The organism is Streptomyces sp. NPDC111516 (genome assembly GCF_055635345.1).
This window is the reverse complement of sequence record NZ_JBVKBV010000019.1, coordinates 1-17,636: the sequence shown is the minus strand read 5'-3', so window position 1 is coordinate 17,636 and position 17,636 is coordinate 1. Positions and strand designations below refer to the sequence as shown.

Below are 17,636 nucleotides of genomic sequence, written 5' to 3'. Positions count from 1 at the left end.
CTGGGATGATGAACCTTGTCGAGGGGTTCTCTCGTTCCAGGCGGAAGGCACTTTCTGTGCGCAGGGTATCGATCGACGAACAGCATCCCGTCACTGCAAAGGAAACGCCGAGGCCGGACGCCAAAGTGCCCCGCGCCCCGGTGAACCATGGTCACGGGGCGAGGGGCACTCTGCTTGCTCAGGCAGCCGGCCAAGCCTGTGCGGGAATCAGGTCCAGTACGTCGCAGAGGTAGTTCAACTTCTCGTCGACAGCCTGCGGAGACAGGGTGCCTGTGTACCAGGTGAACAGTTCGTTTTCACGCAACGCAAACGGGGACTTCTTGGCTCGTGGATCCGCGAGCACAAAGGGCACCACGGTGTCGCTCAAGACATCCCGGACAAATGGCTCGTCCTTGGTGACGATCTGAAATTCCTCATCGAATTCCGGCACACCGAGCTTCATCTTGGTCCTCCGGTCGAGAACCGCGTCCAACTTGCTCGGGTGATATATCTGCACAAAAGGCGCTGAGCCGGGCGCCGTCACGACGAGGACTGCCCTGATGATGGGCACCCTCTGCTCCCCGACTTCGTGGGTCGCCATGGGACTGACGTAGCGATACTCGAAGTACACGAAGGGGCGACCGCGGAACTCTCCCGTGGTGTAGTGCCAGGCGCTCAGATTCGTGCCCTTGTCGGGGAGGGGAGTTATCCCGCAATAACGATCGATCCGCCCGTTCGTGCGCTGTGTGTATGTCCAACCACGTTCCTGGGCAATCCGGGCGAGCTGTGCATACTCCTCCCTGACCTGCGCATCCTTCTTGCGTCCGCGCCTGCCCATGATGAAGACGAAGGTGAACATCCCCGCGATGAAGGTGAAGAGGAGTCCCTTCACCAGAATCCCTACCAGAAGCTCCATGACCCATGATTATGGGGGACGTCGAACGACGGCGTGAACCGGAGCTCGGAGCCGCTGTCGGCTCTTTCCGGGGGCGACAGCCCGACGAGCCGCCGCCCCGTCTCCGACATGCAGAGGGAGTGGAGCACGAGGCGCGGCGGGAACAGCCACACCGGCCGGTCCCGCCGCCCCGCCCGCCCCGCCCGCCGCGCATGCGGCGCTACCGCTCCCCGGCCATGAGCCCGGACTGCACCAGCGGATTCCCCCGCCGCCGCGTGACGAAGACGCCGCGCCCCGGGGGCATCGGGCGCGGTCGTACGTTGCCGAGGACGTCCCCCTCGATGGGGTCGCCCGAGAGCATCAGGCCCTGCGCGCCCAGCTCCATGATGCGCTGCATGAACGGCTCGTACAGGGCCCGTCCGGCCCCCGCCGTGTTACGGGCGATGATGAACCGGACGCCGACGTCACGTGAGAACGGCAGCATCTCCGTGAGCTTGGCCATCGGGTTCCCGCTGGACGTGGAGACCAGGTCGTAGTCGTCGACGACCACGTACACCGTCGGGCCCCTCCACCAGCTGCGGTCGCGCAGTTCCTGCGCCGTGACGTCGGGCGACGGCGTACGACGCTTCATCAGGTCGTACAGCGCGTCCATATGGTGCTCCATGTCGTTGGACATGGGCACGTACTCCGCCAGGTGCGTCGCAGGGGTGACGTCCAGGAGCGCTCGCCGGTTGTCGATGACGAAGAACTTGCAGGTGTTCCCGTCGTACCTCTCGGTCAGCTGCTTGATGAGCAGCCGCAGGAGATTGGACTTGCCGGACTCGCTCTCGCCGAACACCAGGAAGAACGGGTCACGCTCGAAGTCGAGGAACACCGGCTCCAGGTTGTTCTCGTCGATACCGAACGCGATGCCGCGCTCCGGATGCGCGTAGCCCGCGGGCAGCTCGTGCACCGGGAGTTCGCGGGGCAGCAGCCGGACCGCCGGGGCGGGAGCCGCGGTCCAGTGCCGGGCGACCTCCTGGTTCATGGCCGCCGTTGCCTCGGAGAGGTCGCTGTCGGAGTTGATGCCGTCGATCCGCGGTACCGCGGCCATGAAGTGCAGCTTCTCCGGCGTGAGACCGCGACCGGGCACGCCGGCCGGCACGTTGACCGCGACCTTGCGGTCCAGTTCGGAGTCCATGACGTCGCCGAGCCGCAGTTCCAGCCGGTTCATCAGGTGGTCCTTGAGGTTGGCCCGGACCTCCATCGAACGAGACGCCGTGACGATCAGGTGGATGCCGTATCCGAGGCCGCGCGCCGCGATGTCCACGGCCGCCGCTTCCAGGCCCTCGTAGTCCGAACGGAAGTTGCCCCAGCCGTCGATGATCAGGAAGACGTCGCCCCACGGCTGGTCAGTGACCGAGATGTCGCCGCGCGCCCGCAGCCTGCGGAAGGTGGCGATGGAGTCGATGCCCGCGCTGCGGAAGTACTCCTCGCGCCGCGTCATGATCCCGTACACCTCGGAGACCGTACGTCGCACCCGCTCCGGGTCGAGCCGGGAGGCGATCCCGCCGACGTGCGGCAGGCCGGAGACCGAGGCCATGCCGCCGCCACCGAAGTCGAGTCCGTAGAACTGGACCTCCTGGGGCGTGTGGGTGAGTGCGAAGCCCGCGATGAGTGTGCGCAGCAGCGTGGACTTGCCGGACTGCGGACCACCGGTGATCTGCATGTGGCCTGCCGCCCCGGAGAAGTCCCGGTAGAGCGTGTCGCGCCGCTGCTCGTACGGCTTGTCGACCACACCGAGCGGTACGACGAGACGGCCCGCACCCTCGAATCCGGGCTGGGTCAGCCCACGGCCCTCGACCGCGGAGAGCCCCGGCAGGAGCTCGTCAAGCGACGGCGGGTTGTCCAGCGGCGGGAGCCATACCTGGTGTGCGGATGCCCCCCGGCCCTCCAGCCTGCGCACGATCACATCGAGCACCGTGTCCGCCAGGGCGTCGTCCTCCGGTGTACGCGCGTCGGGCACGGAGGCCTCGGTCTGCGGGCTCGGCTGGACGTACTGCACCGGCACCGGAGCCGCTGTGAACACCACCGGCCTGCGATCCACCGGCAGGGGGCCGGAGGATACGGCCGGCTGGGCGCCCGAGCGGTACACCCCGGAGACGTACGCGGCCTTGAAGCGCACCATCTCGTCCGTGCCGTACTTCAGATAGCCGGAACCGGGGACGTTGGGCAGGTGGTAGGCATCGGGCACACCCAGCGCCGCCCGGGACTCGCCCGCCGAGAAGGTGCGCAGGCCGATCCGGTAGGACAGATAGGTCTCCAGACCGCGCAGCCGCCCCTCCTCCAGGCGCTGCGAGGCCAGCAGCAGATGGACGCCGAGCGAACGGCCGATGCGTCCGATCTGCACGAACATCTCGATGAAGTCCGGCTTGGCGGTCAGTAGTTCGCTGAACTCGTCGATGACCAGGACCAGGGAGGGGATGGGCTGCAGCGGGGCTCCCGCGGCGCGCGCCTTCTCGTAGTCGTGGATGTTGGCGTAGTTGCCCGCGTCGCGGAGCATCTCCTGGCGCCGGTTGAGCTCACCGCTGATGGAGTCACCCATGCGGTCAACCAGCGTCAGATCGTCCGCGAGGTTGGTGATCACGGCTGCGACGTGGGGCATCTGTGCCATACCGGCGAAGGTGGCGCCGCCCTTGAAGTCCGCGAGGACGAAGTTGAGCGTCTCCGAGGTGTGGGTGACGGCAAGGCCAAGCACGAGCGTACGCAGCAGTTCGGACTTGCCGGAACCGGTGGCGCCGACGCACAGGCCGTGCGGTCCCATGCCCTCCTGCGCCGCTTCCTTGAGGTCCAGCATCACGGGACCGCCGTCCTCGCCGACGCCGATCGGGACGCGCAGCCGCTCCGCCTGGGAGCGGGCCCGCCAGGTCCTGCTGACGTCGATCGAGGCCGCGTCTCCGAGATTCAGCAGATCGGTGAATTCGAGATTGGCGAGCAGCGGCTCGTCGTCGTCCCCGCCCGAGGACACATGGAGCGGCGCCAGTTGCCGGGCCAGTGCTTCGGCGGCCTCATAACTGAGCAGGTCGGGAAGGCCGTCGTAGACCAGCCCGTGCCCGGACTCCAGCTGCAGCGAATGGGGGTGCACCACGACGGACAGGCCGCCGCGCGCCCCGTTGACCTCACCCGGTACGACCTCGACGACCGTCACGCCCTGGAGGCCTTCGGCCGCTGCGAGCGCCGACACCGGAGATACGGACTGGCCGTCGAGCACCACGACGACATGAGGCTGGTCCATGAGCGGCTGGCCATCGGGCTGGAAGCGCGGCCTGCCGTCGAGCCGGCCCGCGAGCATTTCCTCCAACTCCGCGATGCTCGTGGTGATCAGACGGCGGCCGCCGGCACCGTCGATGAAGTCCGGGGCCTGGACGTGCGGAAGCCACTTCGCCCATTCCCAGTGCGGGGTGGCGTCCCGGCCCGTCGCGAAGGCGATGATCAGGTCCTCGGGGGAGTGCAGCGAGGCGAGCGAACCGACCATCGCACGGGCCGTGGCACGGACGGACTCCGCTTCGCCGCTGATCGTCAGGTGGTAGAAGGCGCGCAGCGAGACCGCCATGGGCAGGCCGTCCAGCGTGCTGTGGGTCGTCAGGAACTGCTGCATCGCCCCCGCGGTCAGCGGCTCCAGCTCATCGACCGGTGCGGTCTGTGGCGCGATGAGCGGTGTGGCGAGTTCCTGACTGCCCAGGCCGATGCGCACCTGCGCGAAGTCGGCGTCACCGACGCGACGCTCCCACACCCGGCTGCCCTCGGCGACGAGCGCCCACAACTGGTCCGGGGACGGGTGGAGATAGAACTGCGCGTCGCGCTGTCTGCGGGCCGTCTTCAGTACGGCGCGTCTGGTCTGCGTCAGATACTTCAGATAGTCGCGCCGCATGTCCGCGAGCTGCCCCTGGGTGCCCCGCCGGAAGCGGACGAGCATCGAAATGGCCATGGCGAGCGTTGACGCGATCATGATCATGCCCATGATCCGCATGACCGGGTTCGGGGTCATGAAGAAGAAGACGACGGAACCACCCATGCCGAGCATCGGCAGCAGCTGCATCATCACCCCCTCCTGCTGACCGCGAGGAAGCTCGGGCGGAGGTTGCAACTGCACCTGCTCGTCCGGCACTTCGGAGGGCAGGGCCCGCGGTGGGCGCTTGACGACAATCTGGCTCACAGCTCACCAATTCCCTTGCCGGACAGAACTGTTCGTATCGGCGCCCCCGTGGCGACGGGCTCCATCCGCGGGAGGATCCTACTGGCGTACGAGATGACCCGAGAGCGATAGGGTGTCGCGACGCGTGTAAGCATTCGCTAACTACCGTAAGGAAACGGTCATTCGGGGCGCGAGCGAGGCCCGCGTTCCTGGCGTTCGTTTCAGGAGAACGATGAGGGGGAGCAGCAGGTGACTATGACGGCCCAAGCGGCGGCCACCGGACAAGGTCGGCCGGGTCCCGGAGTTCCGGCCGGCAGCGGAACCGGTTTCTGCCGGGTCACGGTCGTCGCGCCCGACAGTCGCGTCGACGTGGCGCTGCCCGAGGACATCCCGGTCGCCGATCTGTACCCGGAGATCCTCCGGCTGTCGGGGCAGAGCCCCGCCCAGGGCGCTCCGGTCGGCTATCACCTGGTACGCCGCGACGGCACCGTCCTCGACAGCGGGCGCACCCTGGCCGGTCAGCGCATCCTCGACGGAGAGCTGCTGTCCCTGCGCCCCTTCTCCGAGTCCCTGCCCCCCGCGGTCTTCGACGACGTCTCCGACGCAGTCGCCTCCGCCGTCGCCCGGGATCGCACGCTCTGGGGCGACAGCCTCATGCGCGGAGCCGGGCTCTTCGGGGGGTCGCTCCTGCTGGTCCTGCTCGGTTTCGTGCTGTGGACGTCCGGCCCCCGGCATGACATGCACGGCCTGCCCGGCATCCTTGCCGCTGTCATCGCCGTACTCACTCTCGCGCTCGCCTGCGTACGTGCGCGCGTGTACGACGACCGGGGATCATCCACAGCTCTGGGGATCGGCGCGCTCGCGAACGCCGCGGTCTCCGGTGCCGGGCTGCTGCCGCTCGCCGAGGGCCAGGGCATCGGCAGGCTCCAGTTCCTGCTCGCCTGCGCCGCCGTGCTGGTGGCGGCGGTGATCCTCATGATCGCCGCCCCCGGCGGGGACGGTCTCTTCGTCGCGTTCGTGTTCGCCGCCGCCATCGGCCTGCTGGTGACCTTCATCGCGATCATGACCGGCATGGAGCCTGTCGAGACCGCGGCGGTGTGCGCCCCGCTCTCCGTGGGTGTACTCGCCTTCCTGCCCGGTCTCTCCACCCGTTTCGCCCGCCTCCCCATCGGCTTCGAGCCGCCCCGTACCACCGTCGGTGACTATGGGACGTCCGAGCCGGCGCCGCAGGGCCCGGTCGACGCCGACCGCATCGCGGCCCAGGCGCGGCGCGGCCACGAACTGCTCGTCGGCCTGGTCGGCGGATGCGCGCTGGTGGCCGTGGGCGCCGCAGCCGTCCTGGGGTTCTCGGACAACATATGGGGCCAGCTGCTGGCGCTCGCCACCGGAGTCGCGATGCTGATGCGTTCCCACCTGTTCCGTTACACGGCCCAGGTCGGCTGCGCCCTGGCGGCGGGTCTCGGCGCGCTCGTGCTGCTGGGCCTCGGCCTGTCCCTCAATCCGCCGACCGAAATGCTGCGCGAGGCCGTTACGGGGGACAGCACCGCGCTCGACATCCGTACGATCTGGCTCACCGCAGCCGTTGCGGGCGCCGCCGCCCTGATCACTGCCATCGGGCTGATCGTGCCGCGCAAGGGAGTCACTCCGTTCTGGGGGCGTTTCCTGGAGATCGCCGAAGCGTGTGTGCTCCTGACGCTGATGCCTCTGTGCCTCGCCGTTTTCGATGTCTACCACTCGATCCGCGCTCTCACCAGCTGACCCCGCGGGCCGCCCGACCGAACCCAAGCTCAGCCAGGCAGTGTCAAGCCCCTCCGGCGATTGAGGACAAAGCGGCAATCGCACTCGCCGGGGTCACATCACCCCCGACCCAACCGGCTCCGCCGGACTGGTACGCTGTGTGACGGCCGTTTGTGTACGCGCTCCCGGATCATCCTGGGAGCTGCGCTCATCGGACCTTCGCCCCCGAGTTACGGAAGACCCCCTGAGAACAAGACCAGGGGCACTCGTGGACGCATCGAATCATCAAAAAGGAGTACCGCGTGTCGCTCGACGCCGCTACGAAGAAGCAGATCATGGCCGAGTTCGCCACCAAGGAGGGTGACACCGGTTCCCCCGAGGTCCAGGTCGCGATGCTCTCCCGTCGGATCTCGGACCTGACGGAGCACCTCAAGACGCACAAGCACGACCACCACTCCCGCCGTGGTCTGCTGATCCTGGTCGGCCAGCGTCGCCGCCTTCTGCAGTACCTGGCCAAGAAGGACATCCAGCGCTTCCGTGCCCTGGTCGACCGCCTCGGCATCCGCCGCGGTGCGGCCGGCGGCGCCAAGTAACACGCCGTGAAGGGAGCGGTTCCCACTACTGAGGGGGCCGCTCCCTTTGTTGTACGTACGATTGTGTGTACGTACGCATGTACGGGATGTGACGGGCCCGCCCGCACGACCGGAATGCCAAGCTGAGTCGAATCTCAGTAACCTGGTTGCAGAACGACCAGCAGAACGAACCACGGACGAGCGAGAAGCAGACCTCCCCGCCGCCGGTCCTCGGTAGTGGCCCCCGGACTCATCGACCCGGGTGCTTCGATCGAAGACCGGCCCGCCGATGGAGGGCTTCTCCGCTACCGTCCCCCGCCACACGGGCGTGGGGGCGAGAAGACGATATGTATCGGAGAAAACGCTAGTGGAGAACGAGACCCACTACGCCGAGGCCGTTATCGACAACGGAACCTTCGGCACCCGCACCATCCGCTTCGAGACGGGCCGCCTGGCCAAGCAGGCCGCCGGCTCCGCCGTCGCGTACCTGGACGACGACACGATGGTGCTGTCGGCCACCACCGCGTCCAAGAAGCCCAAGGACCAGCTCGACTTCTTCCCCCTCACGGTGGACGTCGAGGAGCGGCAGTACGCCGCAGGCAAGATCCCCGGCTCCTTCTTCCGTCGTGAGGGCCGGCCCTCCGAGGACGCGATCCTCACCTGCCGCCTGATCGACCGCCCGCTGCGCCCCTCCTTCAAGAAGGGCCTGCGCAACGAGATCCAGATCGTCGAGACGATCATGGCGCTCAACCCCGACCACCTGTACGACGTGGTCGCGATCAACGCCGCCTCCTGCTCCACGCAGCTGGCCGGCCTGCCCTTCTCCGGCCCGGTCGGCGGCACCCGTGTCGCCCTGATCAAGGGCCAGTGGGTCGCCTTCCCGACGCACACCGAGCTCGAGGACGCCGTCTTCGACATGGTCGTCGCCGGTCGCGTCCTGGAAGACGGCGACGTCGCGATCATGATGGTCGAGGCCGAGGCCACCGAGAAGACCATCCAGCTCGTCAAGGACGGCGCCGAGGCCCCGACCGAAGAGGTCGTCGCCGCCGGTCTCGAGGCCGCGAAGCCCTTCATCAAGGCGCTCTGCAAGGCCCAGTCGGACCTCGCCGCGAAGGCCGCCAAGCCCACCGGCGACTTCCCGGTCTTCCTGGACTACCAGGACGACGTCTTCGAGGCGCTCGCCGCCGCGGTGACGTCCGAGCTGGCCCAGGCGCTCACCATCGCCGGCAAGCAGGACCGCGAGGCCGAGCTGGACCGTGTCAAGGAGATCGCCGCCGAGAAGCTGCTCCCGGCCTTCGAAGGCCGCGAGAAGGAGATCTCCGCCGCGTACCGTTCGCTGACCAAGAAGCTGGTCCGCGAGCGCGTCATCAAGGACAAGGTCCGCATCGACGGCCGTGGCGTCACGGACATCCGTACGCTCGCCGCCGAGGTTGAAGCCATCCCGCGCGTGCACGGCTCGGCGCTGTTCGAGCGTGGCGAGACCCAGATCCTGGGCGTCACCACCCTCAACATGCTCCGCATGGAGCAGCAGCTGGACACCCTCTCCCCGGTGACCCGCAAGCGCTACATGCACAACTACAACTTCCCGCCGTACTCCGTCGGTGAGACCGGCCGCGTGGGCTCGCCCAAGCGCCGCGAGATCGGCCACGGTGCGCTCGCCGAGCGCGCCATCGTGCCGGTGCTGCCGACGCGCGAGGAGTTCCCCTACGCGATCCGCCAGGTCTCCGAGGCGCTGGGCTCCAACGGCTCGACGTCCATGGGCTCGGTCTGCGCCTCCACCATGTCGCTGCTGAACGCCGGTGTGCCGCTCAAGGCCGCCGTGGCCGGTATCGCCATGGGCCTGATCTCCCAGGAGATCGACGGCAAGACCCACTACGTCGCCCTCACCGACATCCTCGGTGCGGAGGACGCCTTCGGCGACATGGACTTCAAGGTCGCCGGTACGAAGCAGTTCGTCACCGCACTCCAGCTCGACACCAAGCTCGACGGCATCCCCGCCTCGGTCCTGGCCGCCGCGCTGAAGCAGGCCCGCGACGCCCGCCTCCACATCCTCGATGTGATGAACGAGGCCATCGACGTCCCGGACGAGATGTCCCCGAACGCCCCGCGGATCATCACCGTCAAGATCCCGGTGGACAAGATCGGCGAGGTCATCGGCCCCAAGGGCAAGATGATCAACCAGATCCAGGAGGACACCGGCGCCGACATCACGATCGAGGACGACGGCACCATCTACATCGGTGCCGCCGGCGGACCGGCCGCCGAGGCCGCCCGCGCCACGATCAACTCGATCGCCAACCCGACCATGCCGGAGGTCGGCGAGCGCTACCTGGGTACGGTCGTCAAGACCACCACCTTCGGTGCGTTCGTGTCCCTCATGCCGGGCAAGGACGGCCTGCTGCACATCTCGCAGATCCGCAAGCTCGCCGGTGGCAAGCGCGTGGAGAACGTCGAGGACGTGCTCGGCGTCGGCACCAAGGTCCAGGTCGAGATCGCCGAGATCGACTCCCGTGGCAAGCTCTCCCTGATCCCGGTCATCGAGGGCGAAGAAGACGAGAAGAAGGACGACGCCGCCAAGTGACGTCCCGTAGTTCCGTGACGACGGCCCGCGCCTCCTCCAAGGCGCGGGCCGTCGCCCGTACCCAAACGCTTCTCAAGGGCACCAACGGCATCGGTACGGTCCGCCGAACCGTCCTGCCGGGCGGACTCCGCGTCGTCACCGAGACCCTGCCCTCCGTCCGCTCCGCCACCTTCGGGATCTGGGCCAACGTCGGATCACGCGACGAGACCCCCACCCTGAACGGCGCGACGCACTACCTCGAACATCTCCTCTTCAAGGGCACCGCCAAGCGCAGCGCCCTCGACATCTCCGCCGCCATCGACGCGGTCGGCGGCGAGATGAACGCCTTCACGGCGAAGGAGTACACCTGCTACTACGCGCGGGTCCTCGACACCGACCTGCCGCTGGCCATCGACGTCGTCTGCGACATGCTGACCGGCTCGCTGATCACGGCGGAGGACGTCGACGCCGAGCGGGGCGTCATCCTCGAAGAGATCGCGATGACCGAGGACGACCCGGGCGACTGCGTGCACGACCTGTTCGCGCACACACTGCTCGGCGACACCCCCCTCGGCCGCCCAGTCCTCGGCACCGTCGACACCATCAACGCGCTCGACCGCGGCCGGATCACCCGCTTCTACAAGAAGCACTACGACCCCACACACCTGGTCGTCGCCGCCGCGGGCAACATCGACCACGCCACGGTCGTACGCCAGGTCCGCAAGGCCTTCGAGCGCGCGGGCGCCCTGTCCCGCACCGACGCCGCCCCGGTCGGCCCGCGCGCGGGCTCCCGCACCGTGCGCACCGCCGGCCGCGTCGAGCTGCTGAACCGCCGGACCGAGCAGGCCCATGTGGTCCTCGGCGTGCCGGGCCTGGCCCGCACCGACGACCGGCGCTGGGCGCTCGGCGTCCTCAACACCGCCCTCGGCGGTGGCATGAGCTCACGCCTCTTCCAGGAGGTACGGGAGAAGCGCGGTCTCGCCTACAGCGTCTACTCGTACACCTCGGGCTTCGCCGACTGCGGACTCTTCGGCGTGTACGCGGGCTGCCGGCCCAGCCAGGTCCACGACGTCCTCAAGATCTGCCGGGACGAGCTCGACCGGGTAGCGTCCGAAGGACTGAGCGACGAGGAGATCGGCCGTGCCATCGGGCAGCTGTCCGGCTCCACGGTCCTGGGCCTGGAGGACACCGGCGCGCTGATGAACCGCATCGGCAAGAGCGAACTGTGCTGGGGCGACCAGATGTCGGTCGACGACATGCTGGGCCGGATAGCGCAGGTCACCCCCGATGACGTCCGCGCGGTCGCGGGCGAGGTCCTCGGACACCGCCCCTCGCTCTCCGTCATCGGCCCGCTCAAGGACAAGCAGGCCGACCGCCTCGACGAAGCGGTCTCCTAACCCACCTGTAAGGAAGCAGAGCAATGAGCAAGCTGCGCGTGGCCGTTCTCGGTGCCAAGGGCCGTATCGGATCCGAGGCGGTACGAGCCGTCGAGGCCGCCGACGACATGGAGCTGGTGGCCACCCTGGGCCGCGGCGACAAGCTGGAGACCCTGGCGGAAACCGGCGCCCAGGTCGTCGTCGAGCTCACCACCCCCGCGTCGGTGATGGGCAACCTCGACTTCTGTATCCGGCACGGCATCCACGCGGTCGTCGGTACGACGGGCTGGACCGACGAACGGCTCGCGCAGCTGAACACCTGGCTCTCCGGCTCCCCGGAGACCGGTGTGCTCATCGCGCCGAACTTCTCCATCGGCGCCGTCCTCACGATGAAGTTCGCGGAGCAGGCCGCCCGCTACTTCGAGTCCGTCGAGGTCATCGAACTCCACCACCCCAACAAGGTCGACGCCCCCTCGGGCACCGCCACCCGCACCGCCCACCTGATCGCCGACGCCCGGCGGAAGGCCGGCTGCGCCCCGCAGCCGGACGCCACCACCACGGCCCTGGACGGGGCCCGCGGAGCTGACGTCGACGGTGTTCCCGTCCACGCGATCCGGCTCCGCGGTCTCCTCGCCCACCAGGAAGTGCTGCTCGGCGGCGAGGGCGAGACCCTCACCATCCGCCACGACTCCCTGCACCACAGCAGCTTCATGCCCGGCATCCTGCTCGGCACACGACGCGTGGTGACCACTCCCGGCCTCACGTTCGGCCTGGAAAACTTCCTCGACCTGAACTGACTGAGTCCCCGCCATGCGCGCAAAGATCACTTACTTCGTCACCGCTGCCGTCCTGGTCTTCTATTTCGTCCTGGTCGGCAGCCGTGGCGTCCTGCTCATCAAGCACGGCACCCTGCTGACGGTCACCTTCGGGGTCGCGGTGCTGATCCTGCCGGTGATCGGGGTCTGGTTCCTCTGGAAGAACACCCAGTTCGTGGCGCAGGCCAACGCGCTGGCCGCGGAACTCGACGCGGAGGGCGGACTGCCGGTCGACGAGCTGGTCCGTACCCCGTCCGGCCGCATCGACCGTGCCTCGGCCGACGCCGTGTTCGCACGGCGCCGCGAGGAGACCGAGGACGCCCCGGAGGACTGGCGCTGCTGGTTCCGCCTGGCCGTCGCCTACCAGGACGCCAGGGACACCCCCCGGGCCCGGAAGGCCATGCAACGCGCCATCGCCCTGCACACGAGGCCCGTCCCCGGACAGGTCACACCGGCCGGATCAAGTCCGTCCGGCGACTGAGGACGGAACGGTTACCGGGCCCGCCCGGTAACCGTTCCGTCCTCAGCGCCGCCGATATTCGTCCCCCCACGCCTCGACCGTGTCCGCGGCCCGGTCGAACGCCTCGCCCCGCGCAAGGAAATCCGCGTTGCTGTCGGTGAGCAGGGGCGGAATCCCCTCGCCACCCTGCCGTACGACGATCAGCGCCTGGCCCTGCACCGTGCGCGGAAACCCGAGCCACTTCACCGGCTGCTGCACGGTACGGACGGCCGTGACCTGATTCCACGGCACGGTCCTCGTCGTGAAGAAGCCCACCCGCCGCACGCCGTGCCTGCTCACCCAGGCACCGAGCCGCAGCAGTCGCAGGGCACAGGCGATGACCACGAGTGCGAGTCCCAGACACACGGCGGCACCCGGCACCTCTCCGGCGAACGCGATGACCATCCCCGCGAGCAGGACGAACGACGCGAGCAGCAACATGGAGGCCGCAGCCGCGACCCGCCAGGGCCCGGGGCGGTACGGACGCCGCCACCTGTCGTGGTCGTCGAACGGCAGCGCGATGTCTTCAGCGCTCGCGTCAAACGCGCGGTCGGCCGTCAGGAAGGGCAGGGGCACGACTGATCCTCACTCACAAGCACGCTCGATTGCTGTGCCTGGTGAGGCTACCGAGGAGATCACCACCCCGACCACCCCAGGGGGCCTGTACGAGTCAGTGCCCGTGGGCGGCCTCCGTCTGCTGGGAGTGCGCCGGGTCCTGGGCGGGGCTCAGAGCGGGCAGGCCGAGGATCAGCGACCCTACGAGACCTGCGACTAGTGTCAGCCCGAGGAGGGAACTGCCGGCCAGCTGCGAGACGCTGGTGCGCTCACGCGGGGGCGGGGTGACGTTACTGCGGAATCGGTCGGCCTCGGCCACGAACGAGAACGGGACGGATTCACGCCGGCGGAACATGAGGAAACTCTCCTTGAACCCTTGCACGGATGCTGCTATTGAGTCAGACGCACAACAGGCCCGTTCGGTGCCCCGAATCGCCGAATTCGTCGAAGAAATTCCGGCACGGCCCTTCCCGCCCTCGTTGTCGGTGGCGGCCCGTAGAGTGGGCGCCGCCCGAGCGACGCAATTGGAAGGACCCCGCCGGTGACCGAGACCCCCGAGCCCGCAAAGCCCAGCTTCCGCAGCGATGTCACCGTTGAGCTGGTGAAACATGCCGCAGGCGACTCCGACGTCCTGTTCGCGGCCCGTGTCTCCACGGCCGGCGAACAGTCCCTGGAGGAGGTCACCAAGGACCCTGAGCGCTCCAAGGGGCTCATCAACTTCCTGATGCGCGACCGGCACGGCAGCCCGTTCGAGCACAACTCGATGACCTTCTTCATCAGCGCCCCGATCTTCGTGTTCCGCGAGTTCATGCGCCATCGAGTCGGCTGGTCGTACAACGAGGAATCGGGCCGCTACAGGGAGCTGGAACCGGTTTTCTACGTCCCGGGGGAGTCCCGCAAGCTCGTCCAGCAGGGGCGCCCCGGGAAGTACGAGTTCGTCGAGGGCACCCAGGCCCAGCAGGAACTCACCGGCCGCATCATGGAGGACTCGTACCGCCAGGCGTACGAGGCCTACCAGGAGATGCTCGCCGCAGGTGTGGCCCGCGAGGTCGCCCGCGCGGTGCTCCCCGTCGGCCTGTTCTCCTCGATGTACGCCACGTGCAACGCCCGCTCGCTGATGCACTTCCTCGGCCTGCGCACCCAGCACGAGCTGGCCAAGGTGCCCTCCTTCCCGCAGCGGGAGATCGAGATGGTCGGCCAGCAGATGGAGGAGCACTGGGCCCGTCTCATGCCGCTCACCCATGCAGCCTTCAACAAAAACGGACGCGTAGCCCCGTAAGCGGTGTCCGTATTGCGGCGTTTCGTGAAGTTCATCTAGGCTGATCAAACGGACCCGGCACTGCTTGAACCCCCGAGCAGGCAGTGCCGGGCTCCTACTGCGTGTCCCCCCGAGGGGGCATTGGACGCTGAGCAACGAGTAGCGTGTTACCCATGGCTCCGATCTCCACTCCGCAGACCCCCTTCGGGCGGGTCCTCACCGCTATGGTCACGCCCTTCACGGCGGACGGTGCACTCGACCTCGACGGTGCCCAGCGGCTCGCCGCCCATCTGGTGGACGCAGGCAATGACGGCCTGATCATCAACGGCACCACCGGTGAGTCCCCGACCACCAGCGACGTGGAGAAAGATCAGCTCGTCAGGGCTGTACTGGAAGCGGTGGGGGACAGGGCCCACGTCGTCGCCGGCATCGGCACCAATGACACCCGGCACAGCATCGAGCTCGCCCGTACGGCCGAGCGCTCCGGCGCTCACGGCCTCCTCGCGGTGACGCCCTACTACAACAAGCCGCCGCAGGAAGGCATCTTCCGCCACTTCACGGCCATCGCCGACGCCACCGGGCTGCTGGTGATGCTCTACGACATTCCCGGCCGCAGCGGTGTACCGATCGACACAGAGACGCTGGTACGGCTTGCCGAGCACCCGCGTATCGTCGCCAACAAGGACGCCAAGGGTGACCTCGGCCGCGCAAGCTGGGCCATCACCCGATCCGGCCTGGCCTGGTACTCCGGCGACGACATGCTGAACCTGCCGCTCCTCTCGGTCGGCGCCATCGGCTTCGTCTCCGTCGTCGGCCACGTCGTTACGCCCGACCTGCGCGCCCTCATCGAGGCGTACCTCGGCGGTGACGTCCAGAAGGCCACGGAGATCCACCAGAAGCTCCTGCCGGTCTTCACCGGCATGTTCCGCACCCAGGGCGTGATCACCACCAAGGCCGCGCTGGCCCTCCAGGGCCTCCCCGCAGGGCCGCTGCGCCTCCCCCTGGTGGAACTCACCGCACAGGAAACGGCGCAGCTCAAGATCGATCTCGCCGCCGGTGGGGTACAGCTGTAATCACAGACTTCACAACTGAATAAGCGAAGAACACTCGCAAGAGCGACAACCCAGACAACAGCAAGTGCACGAATGACATGCGCGCCACGTGCCCAAGCGGTACGTGGCGTGCGTGGTAAGGAGAGTCTTTTGAGTCATCCGCATCCCGAACTCGGCACCCCGCCGAAGCTCCCGAAGGGCGGCCTCCGGGTCACCCCGCTCGGCGGCCTCGGTGAAATCGGCCGCAACATGACGGTCTTCGAGTACGGCGGCCGCCTGCTCGTCGTCGACTGCGGAGTTCTCTTCCCGGAGGAGGAGCAGCCCGGAATCGACCTGATCCTGCCGGACTTCACCACGATCCGGGACCGTCTCGACGACATCGAGGGCATCGTCCTCACGCACGGCCACGAGGACCACATCGGTGGTGTCCCGTACCTGCTGCGCCTGAAGCCGGACATCCCCCTCATCGGCTCCAAGCTGACCCTCGCGCTGATCGAGGCGAAGCTCCAGGAGCACCGCATCCGCCCGTACACCCTCGAAGTCGCGGAGGGCCAGCGCGAGCGCATCGGAGTCTTCGACTGCGAGTTCGTCGCGGTCAACCACTCCATCCCGGACGCACTCGCGGTCGCCATCCGCACGCCCGCGGGCATGGCCGTCGCGACCGGCGACTTCAAGATGGACCAGCTCCCGCTGGACGGTCGGCTCACCGACCTGCACGCGTTCGCCCGGCTGAGCGAGGAAGGCATCGACCTTCTTCTCTCCGACTCCACCAACGCGGAGGTCCCGGGCTTCGTACCGCCCGAGCGGGACATCTCCAACGTCCTGCGCACGGTCTTCGCCAACGCCCAGAAGCGCATCATCGTGGCGAGCTTCGCCAGCCACGTGCACCGCATCCAGCAGATCCTCGACGCGGCCCACGAGTACGGCCGCCGGGTCGCCTTCGTCGGCCGCTCGATGGTCCGCAACATGGGCATCGCCCGTGATCTGGGTTATCTGAAGGTCCCCGCGGGCCTGGTGGTCGACGTCAAGACCCTCGACGACCTGCCGGACGACGAGGTGGTGCTGGTCTGTACGGGATCCCAGGGCGAGCCGATGGCCGCACTGTCCCGTATGGCCAACCGCGACCACCAGATCCGGATTGTCCAGGGCGACACGGTGATCCTGGCGTCGTCCCTGATCCCGGGCAACGAGAACGCGGTCTACCGCGTGATCAACGGCCTGACCCGCTGGGGCGCCAACGTGGTCCACAAGGGCAACGCCAAGGTCCACGTCTCGGGCCACGCCTCGGCCGGCGAGCTGCTGTACTTCTACAACATCTGCAAGCCGAAGAACCTGATGCCGGTCCACGGCGAGTGGCGCCACCTCAGGGCCAATGCCGAACTGGGCGCCCTCACCGGTGTCCCCAAGGACCACATCGTCATCGCCGAGGACGGCGTCGTCGTCGACCTCATCGACGGCAAGGCCAAGATCGTCGGCAAGGTCCAGGCCGGTTATGTGTACGTCGACGGCCTCTCGGTCGGGGACGTCACCGAGACCTCCCTCAAGGACCGCCGGATCCTCGGCGAGGAGGGCATCATCTCCGTCTTCATCGTGGTCGACAGCTCCTCCGGCAAGATCACGGGCGGGCCGGACATCCATGCCCGCGGCTCCGGCATCGACGACTCGGCATTCAGCGCCGTCGTGCCGAAGATCGAGGAAGCGATCAACAGGTCCGCCCAGGACGGTGTGATGGAGCCCCACCAGCTCCAGCAGCTCGTCCGCCGTACGGTGGGCAAGTGGGTCTCCGACACCTACCGCCGACGCCCGATGATCCTTCCGGTCGTCGTCGAGGTCTGACCCGGCAGGCGCGAACTCCGGAGCGGGGCCCCCGATTTGCATCAGGGCGCCCCGCTCCAGTACGTTTACGGCTCCGCCTGGCCGGGAAGCACCGGGCACACTCGTGTGCCGTGGTCACCCCGATGGGGGCGGGAATTCCGACTCAGAACTTCTGATAAAGTCGGATCCGCCGAAAGGCAAGGCCATTCCAAAGGCCACCAGAATTCAAATTCGAACCGGAAACGGAACGGAAAAGAGTCTGGTAAGGTTGGAACCGCCGGAAAGGGAAACGCGAAAGCGAAGAACTGGAAAGCGACCCCGCTTCGACCGGGAATCGGACACGAAAGAG

13 protein-coding genes are annotated in these 17,636 nt (G+C 67.8%); 9 read left to right on the top strand and 4 right to left on the bottom strand.

Annotated features, from left to right (window positions below; all coding sequences use genetic code 11):
- Nucleotides 1-178: 178 nt before the first annotated feature.
- Nucleotides 179-895, bottom strand: coding sequence for a hypothetical protein (locus tag ACZ7L9_RS28295; protein WP_471419501.1), 717 nt, complete (start codon nucleotides 893-895; stop codon nucleotides 179-181).
- 199 nt (nucleotides 896-1,094) lie between these two features.
- Nucleotides 1,095-5,069: a type VII secretion protein EccCa gene (gene eccCa / locus ACZ7L9_RS28290; RefSeq protein WP_471419499.1), complete on the bottom strand. Its 3,975-nt coding sequence runs from the start codon at nucleotides 5,067-5,069 to the stop codon at nucleotides 1,095-1,097.
- Nucleotides 5,070-5,303: 234 nt separating this feature from the next.
- Here eccCa and eccD point away from each other — a divergent pair, with 234 nt between their 5' ends.
- From eccD to ACZ7L9_RS28260, 6 genes are all read left to right on the top strand, one after another.
- Entirely contained in the window at nucleotides 5,304-6,806 is a 1,503-nt protein-coding gene (eccD, locus tag ACZ7L9_RS28285; RefSeq protein WP_471419677.1) for a type VII secretion integral membrane protein EccD, read from the top strand.
- A gap of 281 nt (nucleotides 6,807-7,087) precedes the next feature.
- Nucleotides 7,088-7,378, top strand: coding sequence for a 30S ribosomal protein S15 (gene rpsO / locus ACZ7L9_RS28280; RefSeq protein WP_189546018.1), 291 nt, complete (start codon nucleotides 7,088-7,090; stop codon nucleotides 7,376-7,378).
- A 346-nt stretch (nucleotides 7,379-7,724) separates the two neighbouring features.
- Entirely contained in the window at nucleotides 7,725-9,938 is a 2,214-nt protein-coding gene (locus tag ACZ7L9_RS28275) for a polyribonucleotide nucleotidyltransferase (protein WP_471419497.1), read from the top strand.
- On the top strand, nucleotides 9,935-11,314 hold the full coding sequence (locus ACZ7L9_RS28270) for a M16 family metallopeptidase (protein ID WP_471419496.1): 1,380 nt from the start codon (nucleotides 9,935-9,937) through the stop codon (nucleotides 11,312-11,314). Before ACZ7L9_RS28275 ends, ACZ7L9_RS28270 begins: the two co-directional genes overlap by 4 nt.
- Nucleotides 11,315-11,337: 23 nt before the next feature.
- A complete protein-coding gene (dapB, locus tag ACZ7L9_RS28265) occupies nucleotides 11,338-12,090 on the top strand; it encodes a 4-hydroxy-tetrahydrodipicolinate reductase (RefSeq protein WP_471419494.1) in 753 nt (250 codons plus the stop codon).
- A gap of 13 nt (nucleotides 12,091-12,103) precedes the next feature.
- Nucleotides 12,104-12,589, top strand: coding sequence for a hypothetical protein (locus ACZ7L9_RS28260; protein ID WP_471419492.1), 486 nt, complete (start codon nucleotides 12,104-12,106; stop codon nucleotides 12,587-12,589).
- Between the two features lie 42 nt (nucleotides 12,590-12,631).
- Here ACZ7L9_RS28260 and ACZ7L9_RS28255 read toward each other — a convergent pair whose 3' ends face one another.
- On the bottom strand, nucleotides 12,632-13,183 hold the full coding sequence (locus ACZ7L9_RS28255) for a hypothetical protein (protein WP_471419490.1): 552 nt from the start codon (nucleotides 13,181-13,183) through the stop codon (nucleotides 12,632-12,634).
- A gap of 94 nt (nucleotides 13,184-13,277) precedes the next feature.
- A complete protein-coding gene (locus tag ACZ7L9_RS28250) occupies nucleotides 13,278-13,517 on the bottom strand; it encodes a hypothetical protein (protein ID WP_471419488.1) in 240 nt (79 codons plus the stop codon).
- A 186-nt stretch (nucleotides 13,518-13,703) separates the two neighbouring features.
- On the opposite strand from ACZ7L9_RS28250, the gene thyX reads away from it, so the two are divergent.
- The 3 genes from thyX to ACZ7L9_RS28235 all read left to right on the top strand — a co-directional run bounded on the left by thyX (nucleotide 13,704) and on the right by ACZ7L9_RS28235 (nucleotide 17,308).
- A complete protein-coding gene (gene thyX, locus ACZ7L9_RS28245) occupies nucleotides 13,704-14,441 on the top strand; it encodes an FAD-dependent thymidylate synthase (RefSeq protein ID WP_266749048.1) in 738 nt (245 codons plus the stop codon).
- Nucleotides 14,442-14,593: 152 nt separating this feature from the next.
- Complete coding sequence (gene dapA, locus ACZ7L9_RS28240; protein ID WP_471419486.1) at nucleotides 14,594-15,493, top strand: 4-hydroxy-tetrahydrodipicolinate synthase; 900 nt, start codon at nucleotides 14,594-14,596, stop codon at nucleotides 15,491-15,493.
- Nucleotides 15,494-15,622: 129 nt separating this feature from the next.
- Nucleotides 15,623-17,308: a ribonuclease J gene (locus ACZ7L9_RS28235; protein ID WP_384463067.1), complete on the top strand. Its 1,686-nt coding sequence runs from the start codon at nucleotides 15,623-15,625 to the stop codon at nucleotides 17,306-17,308.
- Nucleotides 17,309-17,636 lie beyond the last annotated feature (328 nt).

Coding starts and splice junctions, on each gene's coding strand:
- ACZ7L9_RS28250 (WP_471419488.1), bottom strand. CDS start 13,517: ATGTTCCGCCGGCGTGAATCCGTCCCGTTCTCGTTCGTGGCCGAGGCC.
- eccD (WP_471419677.1), top strand. CDS start 5,304: ATGACGGCCCAAGCGGCGGCCACCGGACAAGGTCGGCCGGGTCCCGGA.
- ACZ7L9_RS28295 (WP_471419501.1), bottom strand. CDS start 895: ATGGAGCTTCTGGTAGGGATTCTGGTGAAGGGACTCCTCTTCACCTTC.
- ACZ7L9_RS28260 (WP_471419492.1), top strand. CDS start 12,104: ATGCGCGCAAAGATCACTTACTTCGTCACCGCTGCCGTCCTGGTCTTC.
- dapA (WP_471419486.1), top strand. CDS start 14,594: ATGGCTCCGATCTCCACTCCGCAGACCCCCTTCGGGCGGGTCCTCACC.
- dapB (WP_471419494.1), top strand. CDS start 11,338: ATGAGCAAGCTGCGCGTGGCCGTTCTCGGTGCCAAGGGCCGTATCGGA.